The sequence below is a fragment of the Corynebacterium sp. MSK012 genome (genome assembly GCF_030232435.1).
GTDB classification, from domain to species: domain Bacteria; phylum Actinomycetota; class Actinomycetes; order Mycobacteriales; family Mycobacteriaceae; genus Corynebacterium; species Corynebacterium jeikeium_D.
Window position 1 is genome coordinate 77,489 of record NZ_JASPJU010000002.1, and the last position, 17,638, is coordinate 95,126.

Annotated in this window: 14 protein-coding genes; 4 read left to right on the forward strand and 10 right to left on the reverse strand. The window is 59.1% G+C overall.

What is annotated here, in order from left to right:
* Positions 1 to 112: 112 nt before the first annotated feature.
* From QP977_RS01605 to rho, 6 genes are all read right to left on the reverse strand, one after another.
* On the reverse strand, positions 113 to 562 hold the full coding sequence (locus QP977_RS01605; RefSeq protein WP_005509564.1) for a Cg1360 family ATP-synthase-associated protein: 450 nt from the start codon (positions 560 to 562) through the stop codon (positions 113 to 115).
* Positions 559 to 1,791, reverse strand: a complete 1,233-nt coding sequence (locus tag QP977_RS01610) for a glycosyltransferase family 4 protein (RefSeq protein WP_224783720.1) — start codon at positions 1,789 to 1,791, stop codon at positions 559 to 561. Before QP977_RS01610 ends, QP977_RS01605 begins: the two co-directional genes overlap by 4 nt.
* Before the next feature lie 82 nt (positions 1,792 to 1,873).
* Positions 1,874 to 2,530 (reverse strand): L-threonylcarbamoyladenylate synthase, encoded by a 657-nt coding sequence (locus QP977_RS01615; RefSeq protein ID WP_070866735.1) that lies wholly within the window; start codon positions 2,528 to 2,530, stop codon positions 1,874 to 1,876.
* A gap of 37 nt (positions 2,531 to 2,567) precedes the next feature.
* Positions 2,568 to 3,512, reverse strand: a complete 945-nt coding sequence (prmC, locus tag QP977_RS01620) for a peptide chain release factor N(5)-glutamine methyltransferase (RefSeq protein WP_049194098.1) — start codon at positions 3,510 to 3,512, stop codon at positions 2,568 to 2,570.
* Entirely contained in the window at positions 3,499 to 4,572 is a 1,074-nt protein-coding gene (prfA, locus tag QP977_RS01625; protein ID WP_005509382.1) for a peptide chain release factor 1, read from the reverse strand. The genes prmC and prfA overlap by 14 nt, the downstream gene beginning before the upstream one ends.
* A gap of 66 nt (positions 4,573 to 4,638) precedes the next feature.
* A complete protein-coding gene (gene rho, locus QP977_RS01630) occupies positions 4,639 to 6,579 on the reverse strand; it encodes a transcription termination factor Rho (protein ID WP_284847074.1) in 1,941 nt (646 codons plus the stop codon).
* A gap of 514 nt (positions 6,580 to 7,093) precedes the next feature.
* Here rho and QP977_RS01635 point away from each other — a divergent pair.
* The gene (locus tag QP977_RS01635; protein WP_038628455.1) at positions 7,094 to 8,812 is read left to right on the forward strand and encodes a long-chain fatty-acid--CoA ligase; all 1,719 of its coding nucleotides are present in this window, start codon (positions 7,094 to 7,096) and stop codon (positions 8,810 to 8,812) included.
* A 45-nt stretch (positions 8,813 to 8,857) separates the two neighbouring features.
* Here QP977_RS01635 and thrB read toward each other — a convergent pair whose 3' ends face one another.
* The 4 genes from thrB to argS form a co-directional block, all read right to left on the reverse strand.
* A complete protein-coding gene (thrB, locus tag QP977_RS01640) occupies positions 8,858 to 9,784 on the reverse strand; it encodes a homoserine kinase (RefSeq protein ID WP_049180807.1) in 927 nt (308 codons plus the stop codon).
* Entirely contained in the window at positions 9,785 to 11,119 is a 1,335-nt protein-coding gene (locus QP977_RS01645) for a homoserine dehydrogenase (RefSeq protein ID WP_038628451.1), read from the reverse strand. It abuts the gene before it with no gap.
* On the reverse strand, positions 11,116 to 12,534 hold the full coding sequence (gene lysA / locus QP977_RS01650) for a diaminopimelate decarboxylase (RefSeq protein WP_049180808.1): 1,419 nt from the start codon (positions 12,532 to 12,534) through the stop codon (positions 11,116 to 11,118). Before lysA ends, QP977_RS01645 begins: the two co-directional genes overlap by 4 nt.
* 68 nt (positions 12,535 to 12,602) lie before the next feature.
* Entirely contained in the window at positions 12,603 to 14,255 is a 1,653-nt protein-coding gene (gene argS, locus QP977_RS01655) for an arginine--tRNA ligase (protein ID WP_069358828.1), read from the reverse strand.
* A 213-nt stretch (positions 14,256 to 14,468) separates the two neighbouring features.
* Between argS and QP977_RS01660 the strand changes: the two genes are divergently transcribed.
* Genes QP977_RS01660 through QP977_RS01670 form a run of 3 tightly spaced genes read left to right on the forward strand, consistent with a single transcriptional unit; the run spans position 14,469 to position 17,568 of the window.
* Positions 14,469 to 15,257 (forward strand): (Fe-S)-binding protein, encoded by a 789-nt coding sequence (locus QP977_RS01660; protein WP_070827398.1) that lies wholly within the window; start codon positions 14,469 to 14,471, stop codon positions 15,255 to 15,257.
* Positions 15,257 to 16,837, forward strand: a complete 1,581-nt coding sequence (locus tag QP977_RS01665) for a LutB/LldF family L-lactate oxidation iron-sulfur protein (protein ID WP_070595720.1) — start codon at positions 15,257 to 15,259, stop codon at positions 16,835 to 16,837. Before QP977_RS01660 ends, QP977_RS01665 begins: the two co-directional genes overlap by 1 nt.
* A 2-nt stretch (positions 16,838 to 16,839) precedes the next feature.
* Positions 16,840 to 17,568 carry a LutC/YkgG family protein gene (locus tag QP977_RS01670; RefSeq protein WP_083308470.1) on the forward strand — a complete coding sequence of 243 codons (729 nt, stop codon included), beginning with the start codon at positions 16,840 to 16,842 and terminating at the stop codon, positions 17,566 to 17,568.
* Positions 17,569 to 17,638: the final 70 nt, after the last annotated feature.

Here is a 17,638-nt window from a genome sequence, read left to right on the forward strand (position 1 = left end):
GGTTTCGGCCTCTATTTGTGGCATCTTCTGCACAAACTGGACAATATGCTTATTACCTGCGGTTTTAGAGGCGCATTGCAGCCTCTCAGCAGGTCAACAAGTTATTAACGAGCTATTCGTCCTTCATTGGTTGCACATAAGTGAGGTTAGATTGCGACATTCCCCACACTTCTGCACCCAGCGTCACCATCAGCGTGAGTACAACAGTGACGAAGAAAGTCATGTTGTCATAAAACTCAAGATTTCTAATAACAACCAGGACACCGATCAATACGACAATCTTCAACAACCAGCCACCCAGTACAACGGCAAGCGTGACGGACGGCGAAGTTCGAGCAGTAAAGAGGATGCCTAGAACGGTAAGCAATACGAAGCTTCCGCTAATGCCCGCACCAAGGAGTACGCCCCAGACACCGGGCATACCGTTTTTGCCACCCCAGACCAGCAGCGAAAGCACGGTAATCACAGCGAGCGCGATTGCGCCCGAGCGAGCAGCAGCCAGCAGCGGTCGCCGCGAATCGTCGTATTTAGACTCGGGCTCCGGAGTTGTTTTTTCAGTCACGGTCGAAGATTGTACCTTCTGCGTCCACGTCGACGTCTTATAACCTGCCGGACCCCACTTCCACTTCTGGGACGCGCTCCCGTTGAACGGTCGTCGGCAAGCGCATTGCGACGGCGGAGGGTGAAGACAACCGCGATGATAAGCAGGATTCCGAAGGTGAGAGCGACAAATTCAAAGGGGAAAATGGTAGTGGCAACGGCGGCGTACGCGACGACCGACACCCATAGGTAAAGCACTAGCACCACGCGGCGATGACTGTGCCCCATCGACAGGAGGCGGTGGTGAATATGCATTTTGTCGGGTGAGAAAGGTGACTTGCCCTGACTGACGCGGCGAACGACAGCGAGAAGTAGGTCGAGCATTGGCACGCTAATTGCTGCGATGACGACCACAACCGGCGAGATTAGAGCGATGACGTCAGCGGTGCCGTACATGGAGGGCGCGATGCGCCCCGACGCCGACACCGATGCCGCAGCGAGCAGCAAGCCGATCATCATGGCACCGGAATCGCCCATGAAAATGCGTGCGGGCTCGAAGTTGTGCGGCAAGAAACCCAGGCAAGCGCCGAGGAGGCACGCGGAAATCATCGCGGGTGGATAGGCGGAAACGGTGCCACCTTGGTCGTGAAGCATGACCATCGAATAGACAAGGATTGCAGCTGCGGCAATCATGCCGAGTCCAGCTGCGAGACCATCGATGCCGTCAACAAAATTGAAGGCGTTAATCAATGCCACAGTAAATAGGACAGTCAACACTGTGGACATGATTGGATCGAGAATGAGCGTGGCGCCGCCGCTAAAAGGGATATAGAGCAGATACCAGTTGACGCCCATAAATGACATCAAAAGTGCCGCCGCGACCTGCCCCACCAGCTTGGTGAGGGCATCTAAGTCAAAGAGGTCATCCCAAATACCGACGATTAGCAGGAGCGACGCGGCCGCCACGACTGCCCTCATATCTGGAGTCATAGGTGGAAAACCACGGTTGAGGGCCGGCATCACGGAGGCAAGGGCGATAGCTGCGACCACGCCGGAGTACATCGCCACGCCTCCGAGTCTGGGCTTCGGAATATCGTGGACATCGCGCGTGCGGGGAGCATCCAACCAGCCCGAACGGACCAGCACATAACGCACCACTCCAGTGAGCAAATAACTGACAGCAGCGGAAACTAAAACGAGCATGGCGAGCTCGCGGATGGGCACACCTGCCCCACCCGACTGGGCTGCCAATAAGCTCATGTCCGCCACTAGGTACTACTCACCCACACAATCGCTGCAGATACTAAACAGGAAAAGCCTTAGGTAGACAAGACTACTGACCCAGCAGTCGCTCGGGCGTAGTACTCAAAACCTCGGCAACCGCCGCTGCTGACACAGCGCCTTCGCGCAGAATCCGCGGCGCTGGAGTCGAGATATCGACAATCGTCGATGGGGTGCCAATCGTGGCTTCGCCGCCGTCGACGTAGACAGCCGCTTCCCCACCCAACATCTGCTTGGCACGCACGGCATTGGTGGCCGGTGCCTGGCCGGAGATATTCGCGCTGGATACCGCCATCGGACCGGTTCGGCGCAGAATCTCGATGGCGATTGGGTGCAGCGGCATGCGCAGCATGACCGTACCCGCGGTATCACCAAGGTTCCACGGCAAGCTCGGCGCCTGGTTCACAACCAGCGAAAGGCCACCCGGCCAGAAAGCCTCCACCAGCGTGCGAGCAGCTGGTGAGTATTCGCGGACGAGCCCCTCAATCGTGTTCCAGGAACCCACGAGCACCGGTACCGGCATATCCGGGCCGCGGTGCTTGGCACGCAGCAAGGAGGCAACGGCCTGGTTATCAAAGGCATCGCAGCCAAGACCATAGACGGTATCGGTAGGCATAACGACCAGCCGTCCTGCCTTCACTGCATCTACTGCTGCTGCAATTGCGCGTTCGCGGTTTTCATCTGTGCTGCAGTCCATAATCCTGCTCATCAGATTTGTGCTCCTGCTTCAAAGTTTGCTTTTAAGATCAATTTTTGCGTCCCACCGTAAAACGGTCACGGTCCGCAAAGTCACGGTGGACCTCTACATCAGCGTAATCCCAGGTGTCCTTTAGCAGTGAACTGACATCGTCTCCTGAAGAGTCATCGTGCTCGATGCCGATGACTCCACCCGGCCGCACCAGCGCATCCACTAGGTTCATCATAGGTCGAATGACATCTAGCCCATCGTCGCCACCGAAGACCGCAGAGTGCGGATCAGCTCTCACCTCGGGGGCAACCTCGGTGTCTTCGGGCACATATGGAGGGTTGGACACAACAATGTCGGTCTCGCCTACCCATTCTGCGAGCTCAGCGCCATCATCAATCAGCTGAACATCCGTGACATCGCCAGCAATCAGACGCACACGCCCATCGCCGTACGTCTCGATATTCTTCGCAGCCCACGCTCGTGCCCGCTCAGAGAGCTCCACAGCCACCACGTCCGCTTCGGGTACGGCATCGGCGATCGCCAACGCCAACGCACCGGATCCAGTACACAAGTCAACGATTTTCGGCTTGACGACGCCACTTGCGACCAGTTCACAGGCTCGATCGATTGCCCACTGCGCGAGCAGTTCCGTCTCCGGCCGGGGTACAAAAACACCGGGCCCAACCTGTAGTTCCAGGCTCATCATCGGCGCCGTACCGAGGATGTGCTGCAGTGGCTCACGAGCCACTCTGCGGGCCAGTACCTCGGCCAGATACTTGCGACCGTCCTCATCGGTGTACGGTTCGTCTCCGCGGAAGATGATGTCTGCCGGTCCCGCATTGATAGCAGCTGCAAACAGCGCCCGCGCGTCGGCATCCGGAGAAGCCAGCGCCGCGTCGTCAAGCGTGCGACGCGCATAGCGAAACAGCTCGCCGAGAGTACGGACGGAATCCGGTAACGTCGGCGAGCTATTTTCTGCGGGCGTGGGGCTACTCGGCTTCAAGACGCTCAGCGCGCTCCGCGTCGTGGAGGGCCTTGAGCAGGTCATCCATGTCGCCGCCCAGCACCGAGTCCAGGTTGTGAGCCTTGTAACCGATGCGGTGATCGGAAACGCGGTTCTCCGGGAAGTTGTAAGTGCGGATGCGCTCGGAGCGATCCATGTTGCGCACCTGAGACTTACGCTGGTCAGAGGCGGCCTCGGCGATCTCCTCTTCCTTCATCTGCTGCAGTCGAGCAGCAAGGACCTGCATAGCGCGGGCCTTGTTCTGAATCTGCGAGCGTTCCTTCTGACAGGTAACAACGAGACCAGTCGGCAGGTGCGTCAGGCGAACGGCGGAGTCAGTGGTGTTAACACCCTGACCGCCCTTACCGGAGGAGCGGTAGACGTCAACGCGCAAATCCTTTTCATCAATCTGGATGTCTTCGACCTCGTCGGGCTCCGGGTAGACCAGCACACCAGCCGCGGAAGTCTGAATACGGCCCTGAGATTCGGTAACCGGCACGCGCTGCACACGGTGAACGCCACCTTCAAACTTGAACACGCTCCACGCACCGTCACGGGACGGAGTCTTAGCTCGGATGGACATAGTCATGTCCTTCACGCCGCCGAGATCAGACTCGGACAGACCGAGAATCTCGGTGGTAAAGCCGTGCTTTTCTGCATAGCGCTGGTACATGCGAGCGAGCTCACCTGCGAAGAGCGCTGCCTCCTCACCGCCGGCACCGGACTTGAGCTCCATAACGATGTCATCGCTGTCGTGCGGATCGCGCGGAGCCAGCAGGTCGGCGAGCTTTTCCTCGAGCTCCTCTGCCTCGGCAGCGAGACGCTCAGCCTCAGCTGCGAATTCGGAGTCCTCGTATGCCATCTCGCGAGCTGCCTCCAGGTCATCCTGGACCTCAGTCAACTTCTTGTGAGTCTGAATGACCGGCTGCAACTCATTGAAGCGCTTGCCGACCTTACGGGCAGCCTTCGGGTCGTTGTGCAGCTCGGGGTCAGCCAGCTGCGCCTCGAGCCCGTGGTATTCGGAGAGGATGTCGTCAACTGCGGAAACCTGATTAGCCATTGAATATTCCTTCAGATTGTGATGGGTGAAATGCTGGTTGGTGCTGTGGTTTGCGGCTAACCCCAGCTAAAGCATGTCGTCCACATCAACGTCGGCGGCCATTGGTGCAGAAGAAGCCACCTGCATCAGGAATTCCTTATTGTTCCGGGTCTTCTTCAGCTGCTTAATCAACAGGTCAATAGCAGCCTGCGACTCCAGCGCGGAGAGGATGCGGCGCAGCTTGTGCATAATGCGAGCCTCCTCCGTGCTGAGCAGCAGCTCATCCTTACGAGTACCCGACGGGTTGACATCCACTGCCGGGAACACGCGGCGCTCGGAGATTTTACGGTCGAGCTTCAGCTCGGCGTTACCGGTGCCCTTGAACTCCTCGAAGATGACGGTATCGCCTGCGGAGCCGGTCTCCACCATCGCGGTGGCGATGATGGTGAGGCTGCCGCCTTCCTCGATGTTTCGGGCAGCACCCAAGAAGCGCTTCGGTGGGTACAGAGCGTTGGAGTCCACACCACCGGAGAGGATTCGTCCCGATGCCGGCGAAGAGTTGTTGTACGCACGGCCAAGGCGGGTAATGGAGTCCAGCAGTACGACGACGTCCTGCCCCTGTTCCACCAGACGCTTTGCACGCTCAATAGCCAACTCGGCCACTGCCGTGTGATCTGACGGCGGGCGGTCGAAGGTAGAAGCAATAACCTCGCCACGGACACTGCGCTGCATGTCGGTGACTTCCTCCGGGCGCTCGTCGACAAGCACAACCATCATGTAGCACTCGGGGTTGTTCGTCGCGATAGCGTTCGCGATGTTCTGCAGGATCGTGGTCTTACCGGCCTTCGGCGGCGAAACGATGAGCGCACGCTGACCCTTACCAATCGGCATAATCAGGTCTATGACGCGAGTGGTGAGAATCTTCTGCTCGGTCTCCAGACGCAGGCGACGGTTCGGGTACAGCGGGGTGAGCTTTGCGAAGTTCGGGCGCTGCTTTGCCTGCTCCGGATCGATGCCGTTTACGGTTTCGACCTTGACCAGCGGGTTGTACTTGCGGCGATTACGGCCGTTGCCATGAGTGACCTGGCCCGAGCCATTCTCCCGTGGCATGCGGACCTGACCGGTGACGGCGTCGCCCTTGCGCAGGCCGTACTTACGAACCATTTGCGCGGACACCAGCACATCGTTAGATCCCGGCAGGTAGCCGGACGTGCGCACGAATGCGGTCTTGTTATCTAGCACATCGACGATGCCAGCCACCGGCTGGAGAACGTCATCCTCGCGGATCTCGTCCTGGCCGCCGTGTCCCCCACCGTTGTTATCGCGTCCGCGACGGTCGCGGCGATTGCGACGGTTGCGGCGGTTACGGTTGCCACGACCGTCATCGTCATGGTTATTGCGATTGTTGTTGCGACCGCGGCGGTTGTTGCGGTTGCCGCGGCCTTCATCGTCGTTGTCTCGATCGTGGTTGTTGCGATCGTTGCGGTTATTACGGTCGTTGCGATCACCGCGGTCATTACGATCATTACGATCGTTGCGATTGTCGTTACGCTCACCGCGGTCGTTGCCGTTATCGGAATCGTCGCGGCTATCGTTGCTGCGATCGTCCTGATTCTCCTGCTCGCGCTGACGAGCACGGTTACGACGATTTCGACGCTGCTGAGAACGGGACATCTCCTCGCGGCCATCCGCGTTGGCGTCGTCACGCTTGTCGTTGCCCTTGTCGCTCTTGTCGGCGTTCTTACCGGAACCCTTATCCGCGCTTTCCGACGGCGATTCCTTGGCATCCTTCACCTTGGAACCGGTATCCGCAGCCCCAGCCGCAGCCTTCTTCGCGCGGGATTTCCGAGCAGGCGCGGAACCAGCAGCCGGGGCACCATTCTTGATGGCCTCAATCAGCTCATGCTTGCGCATGGCGGAGATGCCGCGAATGCCCTTGCTGGAAGCGATTTCACGCAGTTCTGCCATTCGGAGGGCCGCAAGATTCTCTGGGCCGCCTGCCGTGGCAGTGGTGTCCGTATCGGTCACGGATGTCCTTTCATCGACCTTCCCTGCAGTCACTCTCTACAGGGGCTATGTCATTGACACTTTTTCGTTCTTACTGCCCGCCACCGCGTGTGCTCCGTCGTCGAACCTTTACCACGGGCGGAAAAATATCCGCAGCTGGCGGGAAATTATCGAAAAAGCCAGGCAAAAGGCCTCGACGTTGAAACTAAACCGAGGCATCTTGCCTACATTATTTCCGCATCTCAAACCCGAGCGTCCAGGTCGAAGATAGTTAGGAAATTTTAGGTCCACAGCACCGCAAGACTATGTAGTCGCACTACTGATTTATGTGTTTTCAATGTCACGTTGCGCCATCGCGTTGTGTGAGCAACAGCGAAGGTCAACGGCATGCGGAGTACATGAAGAAGTACGTATCTAACCGCGTATTGAAAACGACCTATTGCCCAAGGATAGTCACCAAATAGTCAGGTAGCAACACTAGTTCTCACCTGCGTTTCGCTAGGTCGCGCGGCTGCGAGTCGGTACTGTAGAGCTTATGCGCAGTACGATGCCTCATATTCCTCTCAATATCGCTCAGATTGTGGAATACGGTCGCACCATTCACGGTCGGACTCCGGTGACCTCCTGGAACAGTGACGGACCCGAGACCACCACTTTTGCCGCCATCGCCGCGCGCGCAAGTGCGCTGGCACATGCACTTCGAGATGAGCTCGGTATCGACGGCGACCAACGCATCGCTACCCTGATGTACAACTGCGCAGAACACTTCGAGGTCTTCCTCGGCGTTGCCTCTATGGGCGCAGTATTCCAGCCGCTGAACAAGCAGCTCATGCCGGATCAGATTGTGCACATTATCAATCACGCCGATGACCAGGTCATTATCGCGGACCAGACCGAGATTGAACTGCTCGCCGAAGTTCTTCCGCACTGCCCGTGCGTCCGCGCTGTCATCATTATCGGTATCGGAGATCTGTCCGACGTGGCCGAGCACCTGCCAGATGGCATCCCGTGGTACTCCTACGAATCACTCATCGACGGACGCCCTAGCCGCTTCGACTGGCCTGAGCTCGACGAAAACTCCGGCGCAGCCATGTGCTACTCGACGGGTACCGAGGGCGCACCTAAAGGTGTCGTCTACAGCCACCGCTCGCTGTACTTGCACAGCCTGAATATGCGCACCACTGACTCCTTTTCAATTTCGCACGGAAACCCGTGGCTGTGCTGTGTGCCCATTTATCACGTCCTGTCCTGGGGCGTGCCGCTGGCCTCCTTCATGTGCGGGGCATCGCTGATTTTCCCCGGCGCGGACCTCTCCGCGCCACGTCTGGCAGAAATCATCGAATCCTCAATGCCACGCGTAGCTCAGGGTGTGCCGACGCTGTGGATTAACCTCATGGCGCACTACCTCAGCAATCCTCCGAAGCGCATGAGTCTGCAGGAGATTTTCTCGGGCGGGTCCCCTGTTCCACCTGCGCTGATTCGACTATGGGAAGAGCGTTACGGTGTCGACGTCATCCACTTCTGGGGCATGACCGAGACTTCGCCTATCGGTACCGTGGCACGCCCTCCGTACGGAGCCTCCGGTGAGGCCCGCGAACGCTACCGTGTCAGCCAAGGGCGTTTCCCGGACATCATGCAGTTCCGCATTGTTGATGACAACGACCGCGTGCTCGACCTGCATGACCGCAACCAGGGGGAGCTGCAGGTGCGCGGCAACACGGTCACCGGAGGCTACTACAGCTCTCCGGAGGCTCAAGCTGGAGGCACCGCTCACTTCTTCCGCGGTGCGGAGGTCGACGAGGCTAGCGAACAGTTCACCGAGGACGGCTGGCTACGCACTGGCGATGTCGGCTCGATTACTCACGACGGCTACCTGACTATTCATGACCGTGCTCGCGATGTCATTCGCTCTGGTGGCGAGTGGATCTACTCTGCCCAGCTGGAGAACTTCGTAATGGAAAGCCCACAGGTACTCGAGTGCGCGATTATCGGCATGCCAGATAAAAAGTGGGGTGAGCGCCCGCTGGCAATTACGGTGCTGATGCCGGAAGTTGAACCGAGCAAAGAGACCGCGGAAATGCTCCGCGATGAGCTGCGGCCAAAGCTGCCGAAGTGGATGCTGCCGGAATACTGGGCCTTCGTGGACTCAATCGATAAGACCTCAGTGGGCAAGTTCGACAAGAAAGACCTGCGCTCGCACTTGAGCGCAGGCCAGTACAGCATCGTGAAACTGAAAGGGCCGGGCGAAAAGTAGGTGGCAGGCTAAGCCACCGGCTCGGCAGCTGTCCGCAGTAACGGCTTAGCCGTCGACCACGACCTTAACCGGCTCGCCGATTCCCAGCTCCATGACCTTGATGCCAGCCTCGCGGGCATCGTCCAAGATCTTCTCATCCACTGCAGTAGTTCCCAGAACCATACAGGTCGGGCCAGCGCCCGAGAGGAATGCCGCGTAGCCACGGTTGCGCAGGCGGTTGACCCACTCTGCGGTCACCGGCAGCACGTCGGAGCGGTACGGCTGGTGCAGGCGATCTCGCGTTCCCTCCCACAGCAGTTCCGGGTGGGACTGCAGCGCTGCGGTCATAACCGCAGTACGGGAGACATTGAAACGAGCGTCGACATGCGAAACATCGCTCGGCAGCACCTGACGGACCGCATTCGTGGAGGCGTGAAATGCCGGTACGAGTGCAGTCGCCTGAATGGATTTATGCACCGGAATGCTCACTGCTCGGTACTGAGGTGCAGTGCGACCATCGACAGGCTTGTCAGTCCAGCTGACCACTGCTCCGCCGCGGACGGATGCGCCAGCGTTATCCGGGTGGCCCTCGAAGACCGAGGATTCCTGGATTACCTGGTCGTCGGTAAGCGGGAAGCCGGCCAGACCGTTAGCTGCAGCGACACCAGCGACGGCGGCTGCTGCGGAAGAGCCCAGGCCGCGCGACTGCGGAATGGTGTTATGGCAAATAACCTTCAGCCCCGGTGCCTCGACACCTGCGGCGCGAAGGCCCGCACGAATCGCGCGCACTACCAGATTAGACTCGTTGCGCGGCAGGTCGACTTCGCCCTCACCGTGAATCTCAACGACGACACCCGATTCGATGACCTCGACCTCGACAATGTCGTAGAGCGCGACGGCCAACCCCAGGGTGTCGAAGCCCGGGCCCAAGTTCGCTGACGAACCTGCAACCGTGACAGTGACCTTCTGCCCCGGGAAAAGCTCCTGTGCCATTTAGATATCCATTCCTTCGATACGAATGACGTTGTTGACGGCCAGAACCGCGTCGTTGGCGCGCAATTCGTCGACCGTTGCTTCCAAATCCTTCTCCAGCGCCTTGTGAGTCACGATGACCAGGCGAGCACCGTTGGCGCCCTCTTCCTGGCGGACGGTGCGCAGGGAGATGTTGTGATCAGAGAAGGTGCGAGCGACATCGGCAAGTACTCCGACTCGATCGTCGACGTGCAGGTCGATGTGGTAGCGGGTGCGAACGTCACCGAAGTCGAGAATCGGCAGGTTAGCGTAGGTGGAATCCCCCGGTGCGCGACCACCGTGGACAATGTTGCGAGCGGCGGCAACAAGGTCACCGAGCACTGCGGAGGCTGTCGGGTTACCACCGGCGCCGTTGCCGTAGAACATCAGGCGACCAGCGGCCTCGGCCTCAATGAATACAGCGTTGAAAGACTCACGCACAGTTGCCAGCGGGTGACGACGTGGAATCAGCGCTGGGTACACGCGGGCGGAAATGGACTCCTTGCCATTCTCGTCCGTGACCCGCTCACAGGTAGCCAGCAGCTTAATGGTGCAGTCTGCGCTCTTGGCGGCTGCGATGTCATCAGCGGTGATCTCGGTAATGCCCTCGCAGTGAACGTCATCAGCAGTCACGCGGGTGTGGAATGCCAGGCTGGCCAGAATAGCTGCCTTGGAAGCGGCATCGTGGCCCTCGACGTCTGCAGTCGGGTCGGCCTCGGCATAACCCAGGCGGGTGGCCTCTGCCAGCATCTCGTCGTAGTCCGCACCGGTGGAGTCCATCGCATCAAGGATGAAGTTAGTGGTGCCGTTGACAATGCCCATGACCGTATTGACAGTGTCACCGGCCAGCGAACGGCGCAGCGGCCCGACGACCGGAATAGCTGCAGCCACAGCAGCCTCAAAGAAAAGGTCGACGCCTGAGGAATCGGCAGCCTCAGAGAGCTCCTCGCCGTGAGCTGCGACAAGTGCCTTATTGGCCGTCACGACCGACTTGCCCGCACGCAGTGCCTCCAGCACAACGCGACGTGGGTAATCAATGCCACCGATGACCTCGACTACCAGGTCAACGCCATCGCGCTGGACCAGCGAAAAAGCATCGTCGGTAAGAAGATCCTGATCCACATTCGGACGCGGCTTGGTCTTGTCGCTCACAGCAATACCAACGACCTCGACCGGGCCGCCGATGCGGCGCTCGAAGTCCTCAGCCTTCTCGTTGAGCAGGCGGTAAACCTCAGTACCGACTGTGCCAAGACCTAAAATAGCGACACCAACTTTGTGGCCCTCGCCCTTTCCAGGATTATTCGTTGCGGCAGTCATCGTGGCGTTTCACACTCCAGGCTTAGTAAGTCTTGTACGGTTTCTCGTCTTAATATTTGGGTCACTTGACCATCGCATACCGACACTACTGGTGGTCGCGTCAGCATGTTGTAGCGGCTGGCCATTGCGTAACAGTATGCCCCAGTAGCAGCCAGCGCGAACAGATCACCCTCAACAATGTCGTCCGGGTAGTTCGCGTCATTAATCAGAATGTCTCCCGATTCACAGTGCTTTCCGACGACACGGGTGGGAATCCTGGAACCTGATACTTCGCGATTAACGACGCGACCATCATAGTTCGAGCCGTAAAGCGCCGGACGAATATTGTCGCTCATTCCACCATCGACCGATACATAACGACGGGTCATGCCTTCATCGATGGTCACATCCTTCAAAGTGCCCACTTCGTACACCGTGACCATGGACGGGCCAACGATGGCACGACCCGGTTCAACAGCCACTGTCGGAGTTTCAATGCCGATACGCTGCGCAAGCTTGTCCACAGCAGTGAGGATCTCGTCGGCAAGCGGAGCAACGTCAAGGGGCTGCTCGCCTGCGGTGTATGCAATACCGAAACCGCCACCGAGGTCAAGGGTGTTGAAGTGTTTCGAGATTTCAGTGCCGTGGCGTTCGACGAGCTTTTCCACCAGCGAGAACACGCGCTCGGCCGCGAGAATGAAACCGTCGGAATCGACAATCTGGGAGCCGATGTGACAGTGCAGACCAATCAGGCGCAGATTGTCGTCCTCTTCTACGAGGTTGGCAGCTTCCAGCGCTGAACCGGACGCGAGGGAAAAGCCGAACTTCTGATCCTCGTGCGCGGTAGCGATGAACTCATGGGTGTGTGCTTCCACACCGGGCTTCACGCGGACGAGCACGTCCTGCACCACGCCTGCTTCAGCCGCCACCTGGGACAGGCGACGCAGCTCCGAACGGGAGTCAAGCACAATTTTGCCGACGCCAGCTGAGATAGCATCGCGCAGCTCTGCGGTGGACTTGTTATTGCCGTGGAAGGTCATGTCCTTGGCTGGGAAGCCCGCAGCAAGAGCGATAGCCATCTCGTTGCCCGAGGCGACATCGAGATGCAGCCCCTCCTCCATTACCCAGCGGGCAATGGTCTTCGACAGAAAAGCCTTGGACGCGTAGTGGACATTCTCCGCGCCGCGGAAGGCCTTGGCCATCGAGCGGCAGCGGGAGCGGAAGTCCTGCTCATCGACGACAAAAACCGGAGTGCCAAATTCTTTGGCAATGTCGATCAGGCTCACTCCGCCAATTTCCACTGAGCCGGGATTCTCTTCGTCATTACCCCGACGACGGGCGGTAGTTGGCCAGACATGCGCTGGTAGTTCATTAAATTGAGTGGAATCGGGCCGGGTGTAGCCACCCAGCTCGAAACCATTGCCGTCGATAGGCACGAAACAGCTCTCTTTCTCCGTTACCCGGGCGGAGCAACGGGGTGTAGTTTTACTACGGGCGCGTTCGACTACATGCGCTCAGGTGCGGTAACACCGAGCAGCTGCAGAGCATTGGCCAGCGTTTGGCGGGTAGCCTCAGCCAGGCCGAGACGAGCACGGTGCAGCTCGGATACCTCTTCGTCTGCCTTTGGCAGGATCTGGCAGGTGTCGTAGAAGCGGTGGAAGACACCGGCAAGCTGCTCAGCGTAACGGGCAATGCGGTGTGGTTCCCGCAGGTCAGCAGCAGACTTGATGATGGCCGGGAACTCACCGATAGTGCGGATGAGCTCACCTTCGCGGTCCTCTACCAGCAGGGAGAAGTCAGCGCCTTCGCTGGTCACACCGGCCTCTTCGGCACGGCGACCGATTGAGCACAGACGAGCGTGACCGTACTGGACGTAGTAGACCGGGTTGTCGCTGGACTGCGAAGCCCACAGCCCCAGGTCGATATCCAGGCTGGAGTCCACGGAGGAACGGATTAGCGAGTAGCGAGCAGCATCGACGCCGATTGCCTCAACCAGGTCGTCCAAGGTGACCACTGTGCCCGCACGCTTGGACATCCGGACAGCCTTGCCGTCGCGAAGCAAGTTGACCATCTGACCGATGAGCACCTCGACGCCATCGGCGTTGTAGCCGAGCGCTGCAGCGGCCGCGCGCAGACGTGCGATGTAGCCGTGGTGATCGGCACCCAGCATGTAGATGCACAGGTTGTGGCCGCGGTCGAACTTGTTCTTAACGTAGGCGATGTCACCTGCGATGTAGGCTGCGTCGCCGTCGGACTTGATGACCACGCGGTCCTTGTCGTCACCGTAATCGGTGGACTTCAGCCACCATGCGCCGTCAGCTTCGTAGAGCTTGCCGTTTTCCTTCAGGGAATTGACAGCTGCTTCCACCTGACCGGACTCGAACAGCGAGTTTTCGTGGAAGTAAACGTCGAAATCGGTGCCGAACTCGTGCAGAGACTTCTTGATGTGCTCGAACATCATGTCCACGCCGATGGCGCGGAAGTGCTCCTGGACCTCTTCCTCAGAGCCCTCGAGTGCCTGCGGGTTCTTCTCCAGCACAGCAGCGGCGATGTCCTGGATGTACTCTCCGCCGTAGCCATCTTCCGGAGTCGGCTCGTTGCGAGCGGCTGCAACCAAGGAGTCGGAGAAGCGGTCAATCTGGCGACCGTGGTCATTGAAGTAGTACTCGCGGGTGACCTTGGCACCGGTGGCAGACAGGACACGACCGAGAGCGTCACCGACTGCTGCCCAGCGAGTACCACCCAGGTGAATCGGCCCGGTCGGATTTGCGGAGACAAACTCCAGGTTCACGTCGAGGTTGGAGTTGAAGTCGGCATGGCCCCACTTCTCCCCCGCTGCCAGGACGTCCTCGACGATCTTGCCCTGGGCATCGGAGGCCAGGCGGATGTTAATAAAGCCCGGGCCTGCGATGGTTGCTTCATCGATGCCCTCAGAAGCGCCGAGCGCTGTGGCAATTTCAGTTGCCAAGTCACGCGGCACCATGCCGACGCGCTTGCCCAGCTGCATGGCGATATTGGTTGCGTAGTCGCCGTGCTCAGGGTTACGCGGACGCTCGACGGTCGGGTTTTCCGGCACGATAGAGACATCGGCATCGTGGGCAGTCAAAACCTCGACGGTGACTTTTCGGACTAGTACAGCAAGATCAGCAGGATTCACGATTGCCTATCCTATTAGGTCAATCGCAGTCGTGGAAACATCAGCCACCAAAAGATTGATTTGAGGGGTATCTGCAGGCCACCGCCTCCGGCTGTCCTGCGCCCCTTTCACGATCCAGCCGAATTCAGGTTGAGAACAGATTTAATCCGGGGCTAGGCGTAGCATTCAGGTAGGAAATTATTGCCTTACCCCTCAACCCTTTTTGGAGCGACCGTGAAAGTAGCACTTTTCGCGACCTGCATCGGGGACATGATGTTTCCAGATGCAGTGAGTGCGACCGCCAGAGTTCTCACGCGCCTAGGATGCGATGTGGTCTTTCCACCACAACAAACCTGCTGCGGCCAAATGCACGTCAACACCGGGTACCAGAAGGAAGTCCTTCCTCAGCTGGACACCTACGCTGATGCTTTTGCAGATTCCTCGATTGATTACGTTGTCGCCCCGTCCGGTTCCTGCGCCGGCGCCGTTCGCCACCAGCATCCGATGATTGCGGGCCGCTACGGTACCCGTGCCCAAGTCCACGCGGCACAGGCCTGCGCGAACAAGACGCTGGATCTCTCCGAGTTCATCACCGATGTCGCTGGTGTGACTGACGTCGGTGCTTACTTCCCCCACTCAGTGACCTACCACTCCACCTGCCACAGCTTGCGGGTACTCAAGGTGGGCGACCGTCCGTGGCGGCTGCTCAGTGCAGTCGATGGAATCGATCTGCGCGAGCTGCCCGGCGCGGCGGAGTGCTGCGGTTTCGGCGGCACCTTCGCGGTGAAAAATGCGGAGACTTCCGCTGCAATGGTTGCCGACAAGACAGCCAATATCCGCGCTACGGAAGCGGAGTTCGTCACCGCTGGCGATGCTTCCTGCTTGCTCAATATCGGTGGCGCGCTGCGTCGCCAGGACTCTGGCGTGCACGCCATCCATATGGCCGAGATTCTGGCCTCCACCAAGGATACCCCGTTTGATGTGCACAACCGCCAAGAAGCTTCCCTGCGAGGTGAACAGTAATGGTCGCAGTTAACGTCGGCATGCCAGCCCTTCCTCCCCGCGCGCCGCACAACGTCGGGCATCTGCGCGGTACGCGCGGGTTCACGGCCGCAGCGCACGAGGAGCTCAAGAACACTCGCATGCGCGAAAATGTCGGTCATGCCACGCGTTCGATTCGTCAGAAGCGCGCGCATGTCGTAGCCGAGAAGAATGACTGGGAGCAGCTGCGGCTCGCGGGCAGCCACATCAAGCGCGATGTTATGGCGCGTCTGCCGGAACTGCTGGAGCAGTTTGAAGAGTCAGTTACGAACGCCGGCGGTCACGTCCACTGGGCGCGCGATGCCGCCGAGGCAAACCGCATCATCACGGACTTGGTGAAAGAGACCGGCGAAGAAAAGGTCGTCAAGATTAAGTCGATGGCCACACAGGAAATCGGCTTGAACGAAGCGCTTGCCGACGCCGGCATCACCGCCCGCGAAACCGACCTGGCGGAACTCATCGTTCAGCTTGCCGACGACATGCCGAGCCACATCCTGGTTCCTGCTATCCACCGCAATCGCGAAGATATCCGCGAGATCTTCCTCAATGGAATCCCCGGAGTCGACCCGGACCTGAAAGCCAATCCGGCCGATCTCGCCGAGGCATCCCGCAAGTTCCTGCGCGAGCAGTTTATGGAGGCCAAGGTTGCGATTTCCGGCGCCAACTTCGGTGTGGCCGAAACCGGTACTGTGGCCGTCGTCGAGTCAGAGGGCAACGGCCGTATGTGTCTCACGCTGCCGGAAACACTGATTTCGGTGATGGGTATTGAGAAGCTGCTTCCCACCTTCCAGGATCTGGAAGTCTTCTTGCAGCTACTGCCACGGTCGTCGACAGGCGAGCGTATGAATCCCTACACCTCTCTGTGGACGGGAACGACCGACGGCGACGGCCCGAAGAATTTCCACATTGTGTTGCTGGACAATGGGCGCTCGGCCACTCTTGCAGATCCGATTGGGCGTGAAGCGCTGAAGTGCATTCGCTGCTCGGCATGCCTGAATATCTGCCCTGTTTATGAGCACGTGGGCGGGCACGCTTACGGTTCGGTCTACCCGGGCCCGATTGGTGCGATTTTGTCCCCGCAGCTCACTGGCATGGATTCCTACGATGATCCGAATGCTTCGCTGCCCTATGCGTCTTCGCTGTGCGGGGCTTGCTTTGAGGTCTGCCCGGTGCGAATTGACATCCCTGCGGCACTGCTGGAGCTGCGCCACCGTAAGGTCACGGAACACCGCCCGCCGGTGGAGGGCAAGCTGTTTGCCACGCTCGGGTTCATCATGGGCAATCAGAAGCTCTGGAATATGAGCGCAAAGATGGCCTCCCTCGCCCGCGTACTCGGTTTGAAGGACGGCGAGATTCACGCCCTGCCGCTCTTCCTCAGCGGGTGGTCGGATGCGCGTGATACCCCGGTTCCGCCGAAGAAGCCGTTCCGCTCACTGTGGGGTTCGAAGGATTTCTCGGCGCAGCTGACCCGCGAATCGGCCAATCAGGTTCCGTCGAAGATTAATGGGCTATCGGGTTCTGATCAATCTGACTCGTCCGACACATCCGGCAAGGAGGCCTAGCGATGTCCCACTCCTCAGCATCCGCAAACATTGCCAAGAGCGAAATCCTCGAGCGTATCCGCAATGCTCAGAAAATCGCCTTCGAAGGCCGTGACTTGGCCTCTGACGTGGGCATCATCCCTGGCGAGCCCGGCGCGCATTTCGACATCCCCCGCGACTACGAGCGCTCCTCCGACCTGACGGCCAAAGAGATCATCTCGCTTGCCGACGAACGCATCGCCGATTACAAGGCCGACGTGCGCCACTGTGGCAGCTCGGCAACCGACATCAATGAGGCTGTGAAGAAGGCAATTGCTGATGTCGGGGCCTCGTTGATTGGTATTCCCGAAGGTCTAGACCGCGAGTGGGTTGCGGGGTTGGAGTCTGGTGGAGGTAAGGCCACCACCGAGATTCGCATCGACACCGGTTTCACCGCCAAAGAGCTGGACGAGCTCGATGCGATTGTCACCAGCTCTGCTGTCACCTGCGCCGAGACCGGCACCATTTTCCTGGACGGTTCGGCCACTTCTGGCCGCCGCGCGCTGACCTTGGTGCCGGATATTCACATCTGCGTTGTCCCTGCTTCCACGGTCGTCTACGGCATCCCGGAGGCAATTTCCCGTCTACGCGAGAGTGATCCCACCGCTCCGATCACCATGATTTCGGGGCCTTCTGCGACCTCGGACATCGAGCTTGCCCGAGTCGAAGGTGTCCACGGGCCGCGCACGCTGATTGTGATTATTGCTGAATAGAGACAGTCGGGTCGGTCCTTGGCTAGCATTTTTGATTGACACGCCAACATTTTGTTGTGGATGATGAATT

Excerpts from the sequence above, each read along its gene's own strand:
- QP977_RS01615 (WP_070866735.1), bottom strand. The coding sequence starts at position 2,530 with ATGAGCAGGATTATGGACTGCAGCACAGATGAAAACCGCGAACGCGCA.
- prfA (WP_005509382.1), bottom strand. The coding sequence starts at position 4,572 with ATGGCTAATCAGGTTTCCGCAGTTGACGACATCCTCTCCGAATACCAC.
- QP977_RS01635 (WP_038628455.1), top strand. The coding sequence starts at position 7,094 with ATGCGCAGTACGATGCCTCATATTCCTCTCAATATCGCTCAGATTGTG.
- thrB (WP_049180807.1), bottom strand. The coding sequence starts at position 9,784 with ATGGCACAGGAGCTTTTCCCGGGGCAGAAGGTCACTGTCACGGTTGCA.
- QP977_RS01645 (WP_038628451.1), bottom strand. The coding sequence starts at position 11,119 with ATGACTGCCGCAACGAATAATCCTGGAAAGGGCGAGGGCCACAAAGTT.
- QP977_RS01665 (WP_070595720.1), top strand. The coding sequence starts at position 15,257 with ATGGTCGCAGTTAACGTCGGCATGCCAGCCCTTCCTCCCCGCGCGCCG.
- QP977_RS01670 (WP_083308470.1), top strand. The coding sequence starts at position 16,840 with ATGTCCCACTCCTCAGCATCCGCAAACATTGCCAAGAGCGAAATCCTC.